The organism is Parabacteroides leei (genome assembly GCF_023369805.1).
GTDB lineage: Bacteria > Bacteroidota > Bacteroidia > Bacteroidales > Tannerellaceae > Parabacteroides > Parabacteroides leei.
Window position 1 is genome coordinate 156,411 of record NZ_JAMBQG010000011.1, and the last position, 19,095, is coordinate 175,505.

Below are 19,095 nucleotides of genomic sequence, written 5' to 3' on the forward strand. Positions count from 1 at the left end.
TATGACTTACCCAATAAAAAGAAAAGTTAGCAATTCCTTGCCTTCACAAGGAATGTGCCAGTATTTCAAGCATGCTTTTTCTTGAACGGAAGTCGAGGGAACAATTTCCTAAAACGAATCAGATAAGCCGTGATATTGCTTCCGGCGATAATGAGTGTTACAGCCAGGATGATCATCACAATTCCGCAACTCAGCCGGGGTGTCAGTACTTCACCGAAAATGGTCACACCGAAAAAGACAGCCGTCAGAGGTTCCAACGCACCGAGGATGGCTGTCGGGGTTGAACCGATATACTGTATGGCCTGAGTGGTACATAAGAATGATATTGCGGTGGGAAAAATAGCCAAAGCGATCAGATTACCCCACAAATACCAGTCGTTGGGAATATGCAGGCTCTGCCCAAAATCCACACGGATCAGGAAAAGCAAAACACCGAAAAGCAAGACATAAAAGGTCAGTTTAAGAGTCGCTATATCCTTCAGTCTCGGCCGGTTCACACCAACGATATAAATTGCGTAACTGAGCGCCGATCCCATAACCAGAAGAACACCCATCGTACTGAGTGTCGCACCGCTACCGGTTTGGTAAAGCAAACCTATACCACCTAATGCCAGAAAAATACAAAGAATGGTCTGCAAGGTCAATTTCTCCTTAAAAAGCACCGACATGATCAGAGCAACCATGATCGGATAAACAAACAACAAGGTCGAAGCAATGCCGGCTTCCATGTAATTATAACTCTGGAATAGGGCAAGCGAAGAAAAAGCGACCAGGAATCCAAGGACAATCAACGGGACGAGGTCTCTCCGGCATAATTTAAAGTTCCGCCCTCTTGCTTTAAGCATAATACCCAATGCCGGAATGGCAAACAAGTATCTGAAAAACAATACAGAATCAGGATCCATTCCCGCTTTATAAAGGGGAAGAGCAAAAAGAGGATTCATGCCGTAAGTGGCGGCAGCTATGGCCCCCAATATATATCCTTTTACCTTTGCATTCATAGAAGTAGATATTTGCTTATTAATAGATCGATAATGGCCGGCAAATGTAGAGTGTCCTTTTTACTTATACAATACCATCAAACGATATTTTTAATAAAAATATAAACCCCTAATGTCAAAGAAAACATTAGGGGTTCATCTATTTTACAATATCAACGTTCGCAAGGAATTCTCAGGATCGTAAATGAATTAGGCTGGCAAACCATTTCGAAAGAAGATTTTATTCCTTTCAAGACGGTTTCTACCGGAACGACTTTTTCCGGATTTGCAAAACTGTTCTCATCATCCGGATCCATGCCACCTAAAGTGATCTGCGTACCTTCCGACTGAACCGATTTCATATTAGACAGGTTGATCGAAGTATTCCACGGTGTATTCTCACCATTTACCAATTTGATAACAACCTCGTTAGTCTGCTTGTCATAACCGGAAACAGCATAATGACGGATTACCGGCTGATAAGTATATTCATACTCCAACTGGTTATCCAGGTAACATTCCCAGTGATTTCCCTTAATCCCGATTCTGACATAAGTTTACTTTGGTTTTTTGTCAACTTATTTTAGGACAGGACTGTTTCATTTTTCTTTAAGCAATTTTACATCTGTCTTCTCCTTTAACAGCACTCAAACAAGCCCCAAAAGCTGCCTCCTCCTGATACAAAGAAAAAGACAACTTACATCCGAATAATTCTTCAAATGCCTGACACAGGAGCGGATTTCTTTTAAGGGCATTCCCCGAACCAACGATAACATCTTTTTCATGACGGATATTCTCCGGAAGCCTTTGATAAAAATTATACAGTTCACGACTGATGCCTTTCAGAAAACCCAATATCAAATTTTCCGGAGTAAAATTAGAAAGAGATATATTTTCAATATGACCACGTTTGCACGGAGCAAAACGGGTTCCGTCAAATAAAGTTTCCACAATGGGAAGACCACTAACGTCTTTTTTATAGGGAACAGAAGTCATCACTTGGTAAAAATCCAAACCGCCGGTCTGGAGTTGCTCATCTGATAATGCCGGTAAAAAAAACCGTAGAGTCTGCTCAAAAAAGTTTTTCAACAAAACGAACGCCTGACCGCCACAAAGAGCGGCTCCCACCAATATATATCCACCGCCGGGGAAAGGCCTTGTATCCAGTTCCGGTATTTTTATAAACTTATCCGAGTAGACAGAGATCTGACTGCTTGTCCCAACGGTTATGTGAATTGAATGATGGATATCCTTTACCGAACCGAGGAAAGCAGCCTGGTTGTCTCCTATCGCAGAATATACAGGTATCTGCTGCTTATTATAACCACAACAAGTGGCCGATTCCGACAATTCCGGTAAAATAGAAAGATCGATTCCCACTTTATCCAGAGCGGCATGATCAAAGCACAAATTTTCCGTATCGAAAAAGCCGATGCTTGCACCGTTCGAGTAATCAGTAAGAGGCGTTTTCTGTCCGGCCAACTTCATGACAACATAATCCATGATCGTACAGATCTGTTTCGCATCACCGGGAACCAGCCCATTTACCTGATTATAGAAATGCGTCACCAGACCGAAACCTGTTGCCAGCGCATAGCCTGTTTCATCCGACAAGTAAGCTGCATAGGTCTTATTATCACGATATAACTGATTACCTCTTCCATCCTGCCAGGTATAAAGCGGACTGACCGCTTCGCCTTGTTCATTCAAATAAAGTATTCCATGCATTTGTCCCGTAACACCAATGCCTTTAATATCCGGGTAACGCGAAGAGAAATCATCCATTATTTCTTCCACGATCTCAATGATTCTGCCGGGAGATTGGGTTTTCTCCCAAAGAACCTCCGAAACAATCGTTGAGTCGTTGGTAATTGTGACCGATTCTATTTTATTTTTTTTCAGATCATAAGCAACACTACTGATAGAACTGGTTCCGATATCTATTCCAATAAAGCACATATTTTATTTCTTTAATTACTAATCATTAAATGTATATTCTGGAAAATCCAATCTTTATATTTCTTTATAGAATTGTGTAGTACAGATAATTAAATGCAAAGTTACGTATTTTCATAATGAATGTTCACCCAATATCTATATTTCGAGAGGATTATATCTTTTCATGTATAGATTTAAACTTCAACATAAGAAATACGAGGTAAGCCACACAAACTGTTAACACAACGACAGCTCCGACCTGGCTACCGAGATTATCGGAAGCAAGTCCCATCAACAGCGGAAAAACAGCCCCTCCGGCTATTCCCATGATCATCAACCCGGAAATCTCATTGTTACGTGCCGGCTTATACATTAAGGCACGTGAGAAAATGATCGGAAATACATTCGAGTTTCCTAATCCGATAAAGGCCACACATATATAAATTGTCATTGCATTAAAGCTGAAGTACAGACCAAGAATACCTAAAAGCATCAAACAGACGCTTATGATAAAGAAATTTCTCGAAGAGAACCTGGCCAGAATGAAAGTACCTGCAAAACAACCGCAAGTACGAAACAGGAAATATAAACTGGTTGCATATCCAGCTTCAGCCAGCTCCATACCGGTTCGTTCAATCAGTAGCTTCGGTGCTGTAATATTCACTCCGACATCGATCCCTACATGAACCAATATACCCAAAAACAGGATCAGAATGATCCGATCCCCCAGCATTCCGATACATTCTTTAAAAGAAGAAGTCTTACCTTCGATGGCATGTTCTTTAATATCGGTAAAATAGAGGTAAAAGATAGCAATCAGGGTAATAACGGCAAAGAGCGGGAAAAGTAGCTTCCAGTTGCCATAATGAATCAATGCCTGAGCTGCAATAATCGGAGCAGCAAAAGAAGCTATAGCTTTTACGAATTGTCCCAATGTCAGGAAACTGGGTAGTTTATTCCCGCTTACGATATTGGTTAGTAAAGGATTTAATGATACTTGCATCAATGTATTCCCCAGTCCGAGAAGAGAAAAACATAACAGCATGGAAATGCTGCTGTAAGCGACAAAAGGCACACATAAAGCAACAAAGGTGACTATCAGACTCAGCAGCACCGTCTTTTTCCTGCCGATTTTATTCATAAGTATTCCCGTAGGAACAGAAAAGACCAGGAACCACAGAAATACCATTACCGAAAAGGCATTGGCTGCCGTATCGGAAAGATCAAAATCACTCTTCACATAATTCGTAGCTATCCCGATAAGATCTATAAACCCCATCGTAAAGAAGACCAACATCACCGGGATAATTTTTGCTATCACATTTTCATTTTTCATGGTATTTGTTTATTTATTTGTTTGTTTCAATACTTATCAAAGAGGCTTCTTTCAAATTAATATGCCCTGACTCCGCATAGCAATCTATTGATTCTATAGCCTCATCCGTAAAACAGAGAGAGGTCATAGCAACTTTATTGTCTCCTGCAAACCATTCAGCCGAGCCCCGATCGACAAGAATGTACCATTCATCAACCGGAGGATTTACCCGGTAGGCTGCTCCTAACGGACTTGTATAATCTTCCGAAAAAGAAGTGTCCGACAATCGGGAACGATCCATATAGTAATAATTCATTTCAGCCCGATATGCAAAGGCTATTTCTCCGCCGGAAACTGTTCTCAAACGAATGCCATATTCACGGGGATGCCACATCGCATAACGATCGGAGGCATCGAAAACCAAATGAATAACGAAAGGATATCGGGAGACTGATCTTTTATTGAAAATAGTTTGAATACCTGCTATTTCCGTATTTTCAATTTTCCGGGTCTTGCCGTATAAACTGCTCAGTTCACGCACCGGCTTTGAGCAAAGCGTATAATTGTTACCTTCATAAACCAATGTCAATTCACGGGGGAATGTCATACTTCCACGCTTCCCTGTTTGTGGTGTCAGATTTGCATATAACCAGCAATTCATCCAACCGACCATGATGGTACGGTCATCCTGTAAATTATTACATAAGATGCCTCCATAATTATCTTTTCCATAATCTACCCACAACTCTTTCGATTGTGTCATATGAAAACCGGAGTTATTGAAATCGCCAATAAAATAGCGTGTGCCCGGTGCCCCATCCGACACACCTTCGTTTACATTGATAAATAATACCCACTTCGTGTCATCCGAGCCCTCTATCTTCAACGGGCTAAGCGTCGAGTTTTCAAAGCTTCCCGTTATCTCCATTTCCCCGCCGAACTCATTCAGGCTTTTCCAGTGGATAGCATCCTGCGAAAAATAAAACCGGATTGTACGCCCTGTAGAAACAGTCATTACCCAGGCATCTATTTGTTTATTCCAGCAGACATTGGGGTAACGCTTATTATCGGAACCATCTTCCCACTCCATAGTAATATCCGTCCAGGTCATCCCTTCGTCTCTGCTGTATGCCGTTCCAACCAAATAGGGAGAGGAATTGCTGTCTGTACCTTGTTCCGGTTTATAACGGGTGTAGTAGGCGATAAAGACCGGGTGATCCGCAGAGCCTAGCCCGGAGGTATTGTTCTTATCGACAATCACACTACCGGAATAAACCTGGCCGTTCTCATCTGCAGCGATTGCGATCGGGCATTCTTCCCAATGGATCATATCTGTACTGACAGCATGCCCCCAACTGATATTCCCAGAAACAATATCCGACGGGTTACATTGATAAAACAGATGATATTTTCCGTTATGATACACCCAACCGGCCGGTTCTCCGGTCCAGCTCTGTCCCCGTGAAAAATGTATCTCCTCACCGCCAGAAACGTTTCCCTCTCCGCAAGAGGACAGAAGTCCGGTTATTATCCCTATAATAAAAAGAGCAAACTGTTTCATTTTACTATTACATTAAATGTGCCAGTCGATTTTAAAATTACAAAAAGGAGCCATACTCAGGAAACTGAGCACAGCTCCTACAATCACCGGTTATATTACCATCCGGTATTCTGCTTGTATAATCCCTTCACATAACTGATCTGTACCTGAGGGATCGGGAAATATTCATCCCGGTTCTTTGTAAACTTCGCATCCTTTAGATAAGAACGGCGAGTCTTCTCCACTTCGAAATATTCATTCATGTATTCTGCGGCAATACCCCAGCGTACAAGATCGAAGAACCATTTACCCTCTGTTGAGAATTCTAGGTGACGCTCCCAGCGAAGAGCCTGCATTGCAAAGTCTTTTGTCCATGCGGGGCAGTTCACTCCCGGTCGATAAGGCTGAACATCAAACTTACCGGTAGGAGTGCCATCTTCAAACTTTAATCTACCTGTACTTGCTGCTGCACGAAGACGAATCTGGTTTATCAGGTTTAGAGCCTCGTCCATACCTTCTCCTAATTGAATCAGCGCTTCCGCTCTCCACAACATCACTTCATCCAAACGAAGTACATCCCAGTTCAAGCCGGCTCCCATAAACGGATTGGTCTTTTTAAAACAATCGCATGTCGGTAAAACAAGCAATTTCTGACTCATGGAATAACCATATACTTCAGGCGTACGTGTCCAATTCTCCTGCATCACATAAGAAGGTTCGTACTTCCAGGGCATTCCTGGAACACAAGCGGTATGCATCAAACGCGGATCCATCGGTGTCTTAGCAAAAGCCTCTTTGTTATCCAGCGTTTCGCCTTCGTTGAACTTTTCGAAATCAGGTACTCCGTTCACTGTTTTATACCGGTTCATCATATTTACAGATGGCTGCAGGAATCCGCAACAGCCATAGTCCGAATTAACGGGAGATACCAACCAGGAATTCAATCGTCCCTGAGGAGTATCTGCTGTATATTGAATTGCCCATATAGATTCAGGACCATTTTCAAACTCACACAAGAAGTTTTCCGCAAAATCTGACGCCAGACTCTTACCGGAATTATCGATGATATCTTTACACAGACTTGCGACTTCTGTTAGTTTCTCACGATTTATATTAACGACATTGTGCTTTTCATCCTGTTCATAGGCTGCAAAAATCAGTACTTTCGCCAAATAAGCCTTTGCCGCGAATTTATTCGGGCGTCCTACTTCATCTTGTTTTTCAGGCAAAGTACTCACCCCATAACGAAGATCGTCAATCAATTTTCCCCAAAGTTCCTGATCGGTCAACTCATCGTTGCTTACCTTATCATACATATCTTGCGGAGTATCCTCATCGATATAAGGGAAGAATTTGAAACATTGCTTCATATACATGTAGATATGCGCCCGCAAGAAACGTAACTCTGCGATCCGCTGGTCTTTTAGCGGGTATTCCTCCGGTGTCAAGGCTTTTACTCTTCTCAAAGCATCATGTATCCTACCTATCGCTACGTAATGAACCCACCAAAGGTTATCCAGGTCTCCTACATTAGTCGCCTGCATATATGTGAATGTTTCCCAACGGTTTCTTTCCGCATTGTCATTTGTACCCGAACCTCCTTTATACGCTTCTCCACCACGGACAGATCCTTCTTCATAGGGCATACCCATCTGTTTATTGAAATGGTTTTGTCCGCAAAAAGAATAAGCTGCATTCACCATCTGCTCAACTCTTTCAGGTGTATTTAGGTCTTCATCGGATACAACTCCCTGTGGCTTCGTATCCAGCATGGAATCACATGAGGTACAGAAGAGTAGAGATAAACCGAAAATGGCTATTGTTATCGCTTTCATATTTCATTATATTTTAGAAGTTATTAAAAAGATACATTTACCCCGAATGTCATGGAGAATGGTAACGGGTATCCATTGCCGGGAGTTTCCGGATCAAGGCCGGTATAGGCATTGTCGCCCCAGGTTTTCTTCAAGGTGAGCACATTATCGGCTCTCAATGAAAGTCTCGCTCTGCTCATTCTCACTTTTGCCAGCACATTCTTGGGTATAGTATATCCTAATTCGATATTCCGGATTTTCATATAAGACCCACTTTCCACATAATAGGTAGAAAAACGTCCTTCGTCATTATAGTTATTAATTGACATCGCCGGAATGGTGGAACCGGTATTCGTCGGAGTCCAGGCATCCAACATACGTGTTCCATAATTCTCACCGGAAGTACTTAACGCATAGATATCGGTCCATGACTTCCATCCGCTGACATCCAGTTTTTTTCCAAATACTCCATTGAAGAATACAGAAAAATCAAAGTTTTTCCAGTTTAAGGCAACATTAACACCATATTCAAGGGCCGGATTTTGATCGCCTAACCATGTTCTGTCTTCACTATCGATCTTTCCGTCTTTATTGATATCCTTGTATCGAATACGACCGGGAGCAGCACCTACCTGCGTAGCATGTGCATCAACCTCTGCCTGAGACTGGAATAGTCCGTCAGCGATATAACCATACATAGAAGATTTGGGACGGCCAAGAATATTCTGGTCTGTACCGTTACCTGCAAAATTGTTTATTACCTCATCGGGAACATGGATTATTTTCTGCTTATTATGTGAGAATACTCCACTTACGTCAAAGCCTACATCACCAAATTTATCGGTATAGTTCAAGGTTAATTCAAACCCTTTGTTATCAATATCAGCACCATTCAACCACATCTGGGCTCCTTCACCTAAAGTGGCAACAGTACCCGGCTTCATCAGGATATCGGATGTTTTCTTTATGTAGTAATCAAACGATCCTCCGAACTTTGAATCAAAGAAACCAAAATCCAATCCAAAGTTATGCTGTGCGGTTGTTTCCCATTTCAAGTTAGGATTGTCTCTTTGAGTCCGGCGAAAACCTGAAGGCAGATTATTTCCGCCTTGCCCTGTAAAGTCATAAGCCGTACCCCAGTTCCAATCTTCCGCATAATGATCGTAGAGAGCCTCGTACATCAAATAAGCTGCATAGTCATCTATACGTGAGTTACCGTTTTGTCCCCAACCGTAACGAAGTTTCAAAATAGAGAAGTTGGATAATGCATCTTTCAGGAATGCTTCATTATTCAATACCCAACCCAATGAAAATGCAGGGAATGTTGCCCAACGGTTATTCGCTCCGAATACAGAAGAAGCATCCCGGCGGAGAGTAACTGAAGCGAGGTAACGGTTTCCATAATTATAGTTGAATTTACCAAACCAGGATATCAGCGTATTATAACTGGAAGAACCTCCGTTATCCCTGTCTTCTTCACCTGCACCCAATTGCATATAATCAGGAGTCTCCAATGCAAATACACGTCTGCTTCCCCAATGTTTTTGATAGCTATGGTCCACTGTTTCCTGCCCCAACATAATATCGAAACCATGCTTATTTATATCAAAGACATATTGCAAAATATTACTGTTATTCCAGTCGAAATTATAGTCTGAAGTCTGGGTTAGCTTGTTACGGCTTTCACTCATAAAACCGGAGCTATAAGTCAGATTCATTTCTCTTCTCCAGAAACCGACAAAATCAGCTCCAAAAGAAGAACGGAAAGTCAGTCCCTTCAGTATCTCAATACTGATATAGGCATTACCGAATAAACGCAGGTTATCCTGATAGTTCTGGTCATTATCCTCAATTAAGCGGACGGGATTTTGACGGTCACTCATACCGCCTATAGGGCCACCCCAACCAATTCCATCGACCGTATGAACAGGGACAATAGACATCAGGGATTTGCAGCCACCCAAGTTGCCGTCCCCGACATTAGAGCTACTCCTCCATTTGGATACAGTAAAATTCTCACCGACTTTCACACGTCCGCCCAACCAACTGTAATCAGTATTTACACGGGCATTGAAACGATTAAAATAACTTCCTTTTATCGTACCTTTGTTATCATAGTAGTCAAGAGCAAAAAGAGCATTTCCACTATCTGTACCGGATGATAAAGTGACATTGTATTGCTGGATCTGTCCCGTACGTAAAATTTCTTTCTGCCAATCCGTATCAGCCGAACGCATAGTCTTTTCGACCGGGTCCAGATATTCTCGCCAGGAAACATTATCCAAAACCCAATTTCCGTTCGAGTCCTGATGATCCTGGTATTGGTACAAACCACCATAACCATTCACATATCCGATACCCACCTGGTTGGGATCAGCTTGGGAATTATCATTTTTGATCGCCCAGTATTGAGCAATACCGCGCTGTTCGGTGTTCATCAGTTCATAAGGCTTCTTACTGCTTGCCACTGTATAGGAAGCCTTAAAATCGACTGTCGTTCCTTTTTTCCCTTTCCGGGTAGTAATAATGATAACTCCATTTGCAGCACGCGAACCATAGATAGAAGCAGATGAAGCATCTTTCAACACCTGGATCGATTCAATATCCATCGAGGACAATTCTTCCATGGAACGGGTCGTAGGTGTTCCGTCAATAATATACAACGGGTCATTGTTGTTTAAAGTACCTTCTCCACGTATACGGATAGTTGCCTTGGAATCCGGAGACCCATTAGTAGAGACAGCCATACCGGCTACTTTTCCCTGGATGGCACGCATAGCATTACCTGCGATATTTGAACGAATCTGGTCTACTTTGACAACAGACACGGAACCGGTCAAATCCGCTTTGCGCTGGCTGGTATAACCAGTCACAACTACCTCATCCAGATTCTGTGCATCTTCTACCAATCTGATCGTTATATCTTTCGCTGTCGAGATTGGAATTTCCTTCGTCTTATATCCGATAAAGCTCAAAACTAGCGTGCCTTGGCTTCCGACATTTAATGAAAAACGTCCGTCGGCATCTGTTATAGTGCCATTACGATCTCCATCTTTTTCAACAATAGAAACGCCGGGCATAGGCTCTCCGGTCTCATCTAAAACAGTACCTGTCGCAACTATTTTCTGCTGATTGACAGTACCTACCTTATCCACGGCAGATGCATGTCCGGTAATAGCACACAGGGAAAACGCAAGTGTCAGGTAACACATTGCTTTTTTCACATGAAATGTTGTTTGATTCATGAAATAGATTTTTAATTGTTATTAAACTTAAGGTGCTTTTTAATATTCGCCTTTTCACTTTGCTCTCAAAGTATTCTTCATACTTTTCAAAATCAGAATCATCCACTATTTAAATTTTTCATATATATAAATTTGTCACTCATTTACCATTTACCAAACCTGGCTATTATTTCCCCTGACAGAAAAATATCCAATCAAAAACTCACCTTTTAAAGACAAAAGGGGCCCTGTCAACCGGATAATCCGGATGATTTCACACATTATATTCAAATAAGTTTTCCGGGTCTAAACCCTAATGGAAAGAAATAGAAGTTTCTAATCTAAAACCATAAACACTAATTTTTAATTTCCTGAATTTGTATATCACGAATAACGGCATTGCCGTTTTTTACATAGAAGAAGAGGTTTTTCCCCTTTTGCTCCGGCAAACGATTAAGCACACATCGTTTGTTATTTATTGACACATCAAAAAATTCTCCATTCACAATCAAATCCAGCAAGATGGGTTTATCCAATTCTTTTACACCATGAATAGATGTATTATGCATTAAAACCGTTTGATTATCCGGGTTTAACTCCAAACGATACCCATTCTTCCGACCGTCTGTTGCACGCAAAAACAAACCCAACTCTTCATAATTTCCTTTAGGTTCTATCTTCATCGAAATGCGATAATTATCCGGAAGGTCGGAAAGAGAAGCTACACCGATATCGCCCGAAGCATTCATTGTTATATTTCCCTTGGAGACAGAAACTATATTTGCGGGTGAAGAAATTTGTATGGCCGGAGTCGTTATCGGATGCATAGCCGGTAAAACTTCTTTTAAAAATTTGGTTGCTAAGGTTCCATCCGGCTCCTGATATACTTCCCTGAGCAAAATAGTTCCACCCCAAATCCTATCCCCGTTATCTTTATCATCCTTACGACAGGGAGAATAGGCCACTGCAATACGGCGTCCGTCTTTAAAACCGGCTGTTTTATAGACACTCCCGAAATATTCAATCAAGGCCTGTGACTCCGGATATATCCAGGGGCCATACGTATCTTTGGACATAAGATAATAAGTGTGTCCACCAATGCTGTATAATAAATAATACCAATCGTTCCACTTAAAATAATCCGCGCATTCGGGAGTTCCGCGTTGTCCTTTCAACGGAGACTCCACTTCCTTCCAGTTCTTCAAGTCAGTAGATGTAAGATGTACCAGATATCCTCCAAAACCACCTAAAGAAGGCTCTTTCAAATTACCGGGAATAAACAAATGAAAAAGACCGTTTTCATCCTTAAAGACTTTCGGATCTCTAAAATCACGGCTTATGCATTCTTCAGGGGCATAATAAAACGGATTAGGTTCTTGCTTTTGGTAAGTATATCCGCCATCGGTACTTATCGCATAGCTCAACTGTTCATGTACTGTTCCGTTTTCCTGTACACGAGTGGCATAAAACGCATAGAATTTATCACCTTCCGCAATAACTGATCCTGTACAGATCGATTTCTCCCATTCCTGGTTTTCAATACCTAAAGCTACCGGATAATGTTTCCAGTTTATCAAGTCGGTTGTAGTGCTCAATGCCCACTGATGACCACCCAAACCTCCGAGACCTGCATGATGCCCTTCGTCCAACAGCCAATACAAATAAAACGTCCCATTATGATAATAAGGCATGCAATCGCCGGAAAACAGATGTTCCTCTACCGGTTTAAAATATTGCATATGAGTAGTACGTTGAATAGACGGATTATAATCTTTTACAACCTGTGCAAAAGAAGATATCGTAACTAATAGAAAAGTTGCTAAAAGTCCTTTTTTCATTCGAGTATTATTTAATTTTTATAGATTAGTTATAAAGTAAATAACAAAGCAGTATGATAGTCACATTACATTTAGCTAACAAAACATCCCTTGTATCCTGTTGCAAATATAGAGATCTGATCATAACAAACAAAGAACAATTTACATTTTAGCACATTTTAATTTATCATATTTATTACATTTACCATCATACACAATACTTAAAAAAGAGTAAGCAGAAATATAAGGCACTAGGGCAAAACAGAAGCAACACGCAACCTAACGATATATAAATCAACACATAAACATCAAAACAGCTTTAAATAAAATATCTTATACCTTACAAATATTACATTCATCAAATGTAAACACCAACACGTCACACTTTAACATTTCAAGAAGAACAACTTACATCCAGCAAGGTCTATATTTTACATTTCCAATCCACTGACAAAAAAAAATCACATTTACCACCGACAAATGCAAACTATTTGCAAATAATAATTACATTTGCACATAACTTTAAAATCACCTTTATGGAATCTAAAATAAGCTACAAGGTTATTTACAATACATTGAAAGATCAGATATTGAAAGAAGCATTTGCCCCGGGGTCTATGTTACCTACCGAGCAAACTCTGGCTCAAAAATATTCTGTTTCCAGACCGACTATTGCTAAAGTATATAACCAGTTACAGGAAGAAGGTTTTATAAAAAAGACGAAAGGACTTGGTACGGTCGTTATATACCAATGTAAAAATACAACCTATACATTTGGCTTACTTTTACCCGGAGCAGGTGAATCGGAAATATTTTCCATTATTAATGACCAACTCTTGAGGCAATCCGAAATCGGTAGATTCAATTGCCTTTGGGAAGGAGCTACAGCAAGCAGTGCAGAAATCAGAAAAACACTTATTGAAACGTGCTGTGAAAGCTACATAAATAAAAAGGTCGATGGTATTTTCTTTTCCCCGCTGGAAAGAGTTCCGGATGCATACAACCTGAATTTAAAAATCTGTGCAGCTATACGGGAAGCCAATATACCATTAGTTCTTATTGACAGGGATATTCTGACTTTTCCCGAACGAAGTGAATTTGATGTGGTATGCCTGGATAATTTCAGTGCCGGTTGCATCATGGCAAAACACCTGATCGATCAGGGCTGCAACAAACTTCATTTTTTCTACCGTCCTGATTCGGCCAGTTCTGTAGACTTACGCCTTTCCGGTGTTCGTGAAACTGTCCTTAAACATCAGTATCCGTTTACTGAGAATAATATTTTTTGTGGGAATCCCGAAGATCTGGATTTTGTTAAACAAATGGAGATTGTTCCCGGGAAAACTGGTATTATATGTGCGAATGATTCCACAGCAGCAGTGCTCATGTCTTCTTTGGATGCTTTAGGCATCAAAATATCATCGGATATTTTGATGTGCGCATATGATGATATGAAATATTCCAAGCATCTCAAACATTCATTGACATCTTACAGGCAACCATGTGTGGAGATTGCCAACGTCAGCATTGAGTTATTGATGCGGAGATTAAAAGACAACAACCACATTCCCATTACAGCAAACCTGACAGGAGAAATAGTGATTCGTGAATCCAGTCAATTTCTCTAAAATTATACAAATTACATTCTGATCCTTTTGACTTACATCAGGCATCAGAGATTACAAATTATTAAATTCTAACAGTCACAGTCTCTTAAAAGATTGTGACAGATAATTGTTACACTCAAATTTCTGGAAAAATGAATACTAAATTTATTACTTCGTTTACCGTAGTCATACTCATTATCAGTAGTATTATCGGCTGTACCGAGACACAAAAGCCGGTTCAACTCGAACTCCGTTCTTCTCCCTGGAATTTTACAACCCAGGATACCCCATTAAATACCCTTACGCAGCAGAATACAAAAAATAACTTTGTATCACCGGGAGATAGTAGTAGTTTCACTATTAAACTACAGGTCAACCTGACAAAAGTCACTTCAAAAAAATCGTTACTTACAATTCCGGGAGTATTGGAATTAAATACATATCAAAACGATCCGGAAGACCGCAAACAACAAAATTACCCGGCCTATCCTATGGCTGACGGTTCCGTGCCTGTATTGGAGGCTTCCCTCCTGCTCCATCTACCGGTTCAACCGGAAGAAGCCCGCTATATGCCAGTCGGTATTCCGTTGGCAATGTTGGATAAGCCTGAAGGAGAACATGAAATTGTCCTTCATTTTTCAGGAGTTCGATGGACTATGTTTGTCGACAATGAACTCCTGGATAATGACTTCCCTTTAGGTTATCCGCAATGGGGAGAACAAACAACCTGGGAAATAGATCCTTCTCTTGTTTCGAAAGCTGAAATATATTTTCCGGGAATTGAACCTCAAAAAACAAATTTAGATACACCACGCACTTCACCGGAAATCCAATACTGGACACCTGAAGGGCATAATTCCTGGGTAGGTGATGTAGCAACTTTCTTCTACCAGGGACGTTATCATGTATTTTATTTGTATGACAGACGCGGACATGCCAGCAAATTCGGCCGGGGAGCCCATTATTTCGAGCATATCTCAACAACTGACTTCAAGACATGGACTGAACACGATCCAGCTACCCCTATTGAAGAACAATGGGAAACATTAGGTACAGGTACACCTTTTGTTTTTAATGATAAACTTTGTATCAGCTACGGACTTCATACGACCCGTATTTATCCCAAAGAAAAGACAACCTTACCACAGTTATGGGATTACTATAATGAACATGGTGCAACAGGCTCCTTCCGTTACGATACGATGCCCGGATTTCCTGCCGGTTCGACTTACTCTATCAGCCAGGATGGTATAAGTAATTTCAAGAAGACACATATATTATTTCACCCATGCGAAAACCCTAGTGTATATACCGATCCGGAAGGACGTTTACGCATGTTGGCCAACTATGGAGCCAAAGGAACCTGGGAGTCCGGCTCAATCGATGGTGGCTGGTGGTCTGTCAATCCCGGATTTCCTCCGGGAGGTGACTGCACGTTCTTTTTCCGCTGGGGAAATTTTGATTATGTAATCGGTGGATTTACCGGCTTATGGTCAAAACCATCTAATGCAGGTGAAGATGAATATACGGATGTAGTCAAACAAGGACTGGATTTTTATAACGGGATGTGTGTACCCGCCATCACTGAAATTGCTGGCGGGCGCTTCCTGATGGCTGGTTGGATTCCAATGGTTAACTGGGGTGGGACATTAAACATTCATGAGATGATCCATTACCCTGACGGCCGTATCGGAACAAAATGGATGGAGGAAATTATTCCAGCTACTGAAAAGGCAAAGACTTTGGCTAAAGAAATAACAGAGCCATCTTCTTTTACTGTTGAAAATCCTTCATTTATGTTGACATTCGACGTTGAGCCCGGATATGATCTGTCCGGAAAACTCGGAGCTTTACTTCTCGGTGCCGACGAAAACGATCACGCTTGTGAAATTCAGGTTAGTCCCAAAGCAAAGAAAGCACAGTATGCAAAAGGAAATCTGCAGAAATTCGCAGAAGCAGAAAAGACTTTACGTGAAGGAGGTTATCCAAACCATGCACGCGATTATGCCATTGAAAACTTGATCGATACCGACAAACCGTTTACAGTTCGTATGATTGTTAAATATGAAGACAAATTTGGCGGTTCACAAATAGATACGGAAATTGCCGGCCAACGTACCATGATATCTTTCCGTCCGGGTTTGAAAGTGGAAAAATTAATTCTTCGCTCCGAACAAACAGAAATAAAAAACTTGAAAATAGCTCCCCTCAAATAGTTAATATAATTATTCTATCTGTCCGGATATAAATATACCTGCCGAAAGTCTTTTTGTAAAGATTCCGGCAGGTATTATATTTACTTGCTAATCGTGCTTATCGTTCGCAAGGAATTCGCAGGATCGTAAATGAATTAGGCTGGCAAACCATTTCGAAAGAAGAATTCAGGCCTTTCAGTTTTGTTTCTACCGGAACTACTTTTTCCGGATCAGCAAAGCTGTTTTCTGCATCCGGATTTACGGAGCCTAAGGTGATCTGCGTTCCTTCCGGTTGTACTGATTTTACATTTGCCAGATTGATGGAAGTACTCCAGGGCGTATTCTCTCCATTCACCAATTTGATCACGATTTCGTTAGTAGCCTTATCATATCCTGAAACCGCATAATGACGAATCACCGGTTGATACGTATATTCATACTCCAACTGATTATCCAGATAGCATTTCCAATGGTTCCCTTTCACTTCTACACGAACATCATACCAGTGATCCGTATGCACACTCGTTGAATTACGGTAATCGAACAGGGAAACATTTCCGGCTGCATTCCTTTCTCCAAAGATTACAGACTCGTTCGTATGGCTACCGATATCGGCCATATAATACTGTTCCTCCCCTTTGGAACCGAAGAAGATGCGGAAACCTTCGCGTCCTTCGATCTTCCGTGCTTTTAATTCGATCGTGCAATCGCCAAGCTCTTTTCCATTCAACCAGAGATAAGAGTCGCCTTCTACCTTCGACTGTTTCAAAACTCCGTTATCCACCTTCCATTCACCTTGTGAGGCAGTCCATGCGGAAGCCAGATCGTTCCAGTCTGTCGAATAGAAGGTTTTGCCATCCTGAGTCACTTTAAAGTCTTTGAATTCGGCTACGGTGTTGCAGGTTCCGATACCCAAAATTCCTTGTGTCTGGAAAACAGGTTGTGTTTCGGCGGGAAGAACCTGTGTTTTCAGATTGACGTCCGGACGGTTCTCGGAGAACATTTTCAAAATATGATAGTTGGTACGGCCATATACCGAGTCATTCTTTAAAACGATCAGGTGATTACGGCCATGCCCGTCTGCATTCTCCAACAGAGGAGCGTAAGAAACCAGCTGCACTTTATCGGCATTGCGTTCCACGCCGGTCAGGTAAGCGGCTTCAGCCAGCGAAGAATATAAAGAAGAACGTCCGGTAGCGGCATATTCACCGACATAAATCTTATAGGGATAATCCGCCGGAAGTTTATCATACAGGTCGCCGTTGCGATAGAACCAGTCGGCCGTCTCATAATAATGCGGATCGATGATGTCGATCGATCCGGCTTCTTGCAGATAAGGGCTGAACATCAGGGCACAGATCGGTGTGATCTGAGGATATTTCTCTTTGATAGCCGCATAGAACCGTTTGTAATTGGCAGCATAACGGGAACCGATATTTTCGTTTCCTATCTCGACATATTTCAACGGGAAAGGAGCCGGGTGACCGTTCTCCGCTCTTTTCTTTCCCCAATAAGTATCTGTATTGCCGATGGCATACTCGATAGCATCCAACGCTTCCTGGATCAGGTCGTCCACCTGTTTATCGTCACAGAAATCCCCGTTACGGAACAGGCAAGCCATACCGGCATTACAAACGAACATACCGTCTGCATGCACATCCTCGCAGAATTGCAGGAACTCATGATAACCGAAACCATACGTACTGCGATATCCCCAGAGGTTATATTCGCCCGGACGGGTCACAGGATCACCGATCGTTTCTTTCCATTTAACACGGTTTGCCATGTTCAGTCCTTCCACAATACAGCCACCCGGCCAACGGATAAAGGCTGGATGAAGATCTGCCAGCATTTCAGCCACATCTTTACGCATACCGTTCGGACGATCCATAAATGTTTCTTCCGGGAACAGGGATACATAATCCAGATAAATAGTTCCTTTGTTCCTGAAGGTCAGTGCCAGACGGTATTTGTTTCCTGTCGAAGCAGAGACTAGTGTTCCGTCGTAACGGTGCCACTGATTATCACGGGTGATATTAAAGTCCTGTGAAGCAGCCGGCTGATTATCCTCATCGATTAAAGCGACAGACACTTCTTCATCGCTGGCAGCATCCGCTTTCAGGTAAAAAGCCAGCTTATAAGAACTCCCTTTGGTAAGGGCCATATGCCAGTATCCATTGTTGATAACCTGTATGTCACCTGCCGACTTTCCCAGTTCCAACTGCAAAGCATGCGGGGTTGCCGGATGCAGGGGTTGGTTATCCACGATCTTATAAACAGGCCGGCCGGCCGCACAAACGACTTCCCAGCCGTTCATAGCCTTTCCATCCTGCCATTTCACCTTGAAATGATTGATCGAGTCGTTGGAATAGCAAGGTAAATCTATCGATACGGCATATCCATCCTCGTAAACAGTCCCTGACGGCAGGTTACCGTCTTCAAACCCACGGTTAAGCACCATTTCCGCATATAAACCGCCATCCCCGGAATGTGTAATTTCTTCGAAAAACACACCGTACAGTGAAGAGGGCACTTCAGCCCCTTCCTGAGAGACATCCACAATTATCTGGTCCGACTTATTACAAGCGACCATCGACAAGCATAACGATAGTCCTGCCAACCAACCAGATCTTTTATACCATTTATTATCCATTGTATTTAAAAT

General features: G+C 41.8%; 11 protein-coding genes. 2 read left to right on the forward strand and 9 right to left on the reverse strand.

The features are described 5' to 3' along the window. Positions 1 to 65: 65 nt before the first annotated feature. From M1P97_RS16255 to M1P97_RS16290, 8 genes are all read right to left on the reverse strand, one after another. Positions 66 to 1,001 (reverse strand): DMT family transporter, encoded by a 936-nt coding sequence (locus tag M1P97_RS16255; RefSeq protein ID WP_249389611.1) that lies wholly within the window; start codon positions 999 to 1,001, stop codon positions 66 to 68. 152 nt (positions 1,002 to 1,153) lie between these two features. Beyond that, positions 1,154 to 1,480 carry an alpha-L-arabinofuranosidase C-terminal domain-containing protein gene (locus tag M1P97_RS16260; protein WP_249389612.1) on the reverse strand — a complete coding sequence of 109 codons (327 nt, stop codon included), beginning with the start codon at positions 1,478 to 1,480 and terminating at the stop codon, positions 1,154 to 1,156. A 109-nt stretch (positions 1,481 to 1,589) separates the two neighbouring features. Beyond that, positions 1,590 to 2,939: a sedoheptulokinase gene (locus M1P97_RS16265; RefSeq protein WP_195372383.1), complete on the reverse strand. Its 1,350-nt coding sequence runs from the start codon at positions 2,937 to 2,939 to the stop codon at positions 1,590 to 1,592. Between the two features lie 151 nt (positions 2,940 to 3,090). Beyond that, positions 3,091 to 4,254 carry an MFS transporter gene (locus M1P97_RS16270; RefSeq protein WP_195372384.1) on the reverse strand — a complete coding sequence of 388 codons (1,164 nt, stop codon included), beginning with the start codon at positions 4,252 to 4,254 and terminating at the stop codon, positions 3,091 to 3,093. 13 nt (positions 4,255 to 4,267) lie between these two features. After that, positions 4,268 to 5,794 carry a glycoside hydrolase family 32 protein gene (locus tag M1P97_RS16275; RefSeq protein ID WP_249389613.1) on the reverse strand — a complete coding sequence of 509 codons (1,527 nt, stop codon included), beginning with the start codon at positions 5,792 to 5,794 and terminating at the stop codon, positions 4,268 to 4,270. Between the two features lie 95 nt (positions 5,795 to 5,889). After that, complete coding sequence (locus M1P97_RS16280; RefSeq protein ID WP_249389614.1) at positions 5,890 to 7,608, reverse strand: RagB/SusD family nutrient uptake outer membrane protein; 1,719 nt, start codon at positions 7,606 to 7,608, stop codon at positions 5,890 to 5,892. A 23-nt stretch (positions 7,609 to 7,631) separates the two neighbouring features. Further along, a complete protein-coding gene (locus tag M1P97_RS16285; protein WP_195372387.1) occupies positions 7,632 to 10,832 on the reverse strand; it encodes a SusC/RagA family TonB-linked outer membrane protein in 3,201 nt (1,066 codons plus the stop codon). Positions 10,833 to 11,167: 335 nt separating this feature from the next. Further along, positions 11,168 to 12,649, reverse strand: a complete 1,482-nt coding sequence (locus M1P97_RS16290; protein WP_249389615.1) for a glycoside hydrolase family protein — start codon at positions 12,647 to 12,649, stop codon at positions 11,168 to 11,170. Between the two features lie 515 nt (positions 12,650 to 13,164). Between M1P97_RS16290 and M1P97_RS16295 the strand changes: the two genes are divergently transcribed. Both M1P97_RS16295 and M1P97_RS16300 read left to right on the forward strand, forming a co-directional pair. Then, complete coding sequence (locus M1P97_RS16295; protein ID WP_075555663.1) at positions 13,165 to 14,256, forward strand: GntR family transcriptional regulator; 1,092 nt, start codon at positions 13,165 to 13,167, stop codon at positions 14,254 to 14,256. Between the two features lie 131 nt (positions 14,257 to 14,387). Beyond that, entirely contained in the window at positions 14,388 to 16,451 is a 2,064-nt protein-coding gene (locus M1P97_RS16300) for a glycoside hydrolase family protein (RefSeq protein ID WP_249389616.1), read from the forward strand. 97 nt (positions 16,452 to 16,548) lie between these two features. On the opposite strand, the gene M1P97_RS16305 is transcribed toward M1P97_RS16300, so the two are convergent. After that, positions 16,549 to 19,083, reverse strand: coding sequence for an alpha-L-arabinofuranosidase C-terminal domain-containing protein (locus M1P97_RS16305; protein WP_249389617.1), 2,535 nt, complete (start codon positions 19,081 to 19,083; stop codon positions 16,549 to 16,551). Positions 19,084 to 19,095: the final 12 nt, after the last annotated feature.

Coding starts and splice junctions, on each gene's coding strand:
- M1P97_RS16255 (WP_249389611.1), bottom strand. CDS start 1,001: ATGAATGCAAAGGTAAAAGGATATATATTGGGGGCCATAGCTGCCGCC.
- M1P97_RS16265 (WP_195372383.1), bottom strand. CDS start 2,939: ATGTGCTTTATTGGAATAGATATCGGAACCAGTTCTATCAGTAGTGTT.
- M1P97_RS16270 (WP_195372384.1), bottom strand. CDS start 4,254: ATGAAAAATGAAAATGTGATAGCAAAAATTATCCCGGTGATGTTGGTC.
- M1P97_RS16275 (WP_249389613.1), bottom strand. CDS start 5,794: ATGAAACAGTTTGCTCTTTTTATTATAGGGATAATAACCGGACTTCTG.
- M1P97_RS16280 (WP_249389614.1), bottom strand. CDS start 7,608: ATGAAAGCGATAACAATAGCCATTTTCGGTTTATCTCTACTCTTCTGT.
- M1P97_RS16285 (WP_195372387.1), bottom strand. CDS start 10,832: ATGAATCAAACAACATTTCATGTGAAAAAAGCAATGTGTTACCTGACA.
- M1P97_RS16290 (WP_249389615.1), bottom strand. CDS start 12,649: ATGAAAAAAGGACTTTTAGCAACTTTTCTATTAGTTACGATATCTTCT.
- M1P97_RS16295 (WP_075555663.1), top strand. CDS start 13,165: ATGGAATCTAAAATAAGCTACAAGGTTATTTACAATACATTGAAAGAT.
- M1P97_RS16300 (WP_249389616.1), top strand. CDS start 14,388: ATGAATACTAAATTTATTACTTCGTTTACCGTAGTCATACTCATTATC.
- M1P97_RS16305 (WP_249389617.1), bottom strand. CDS start 19,083: ATGGATAATAAATGGTATAAAAGATCTGGTTGGTTGGCAGGACTATCG.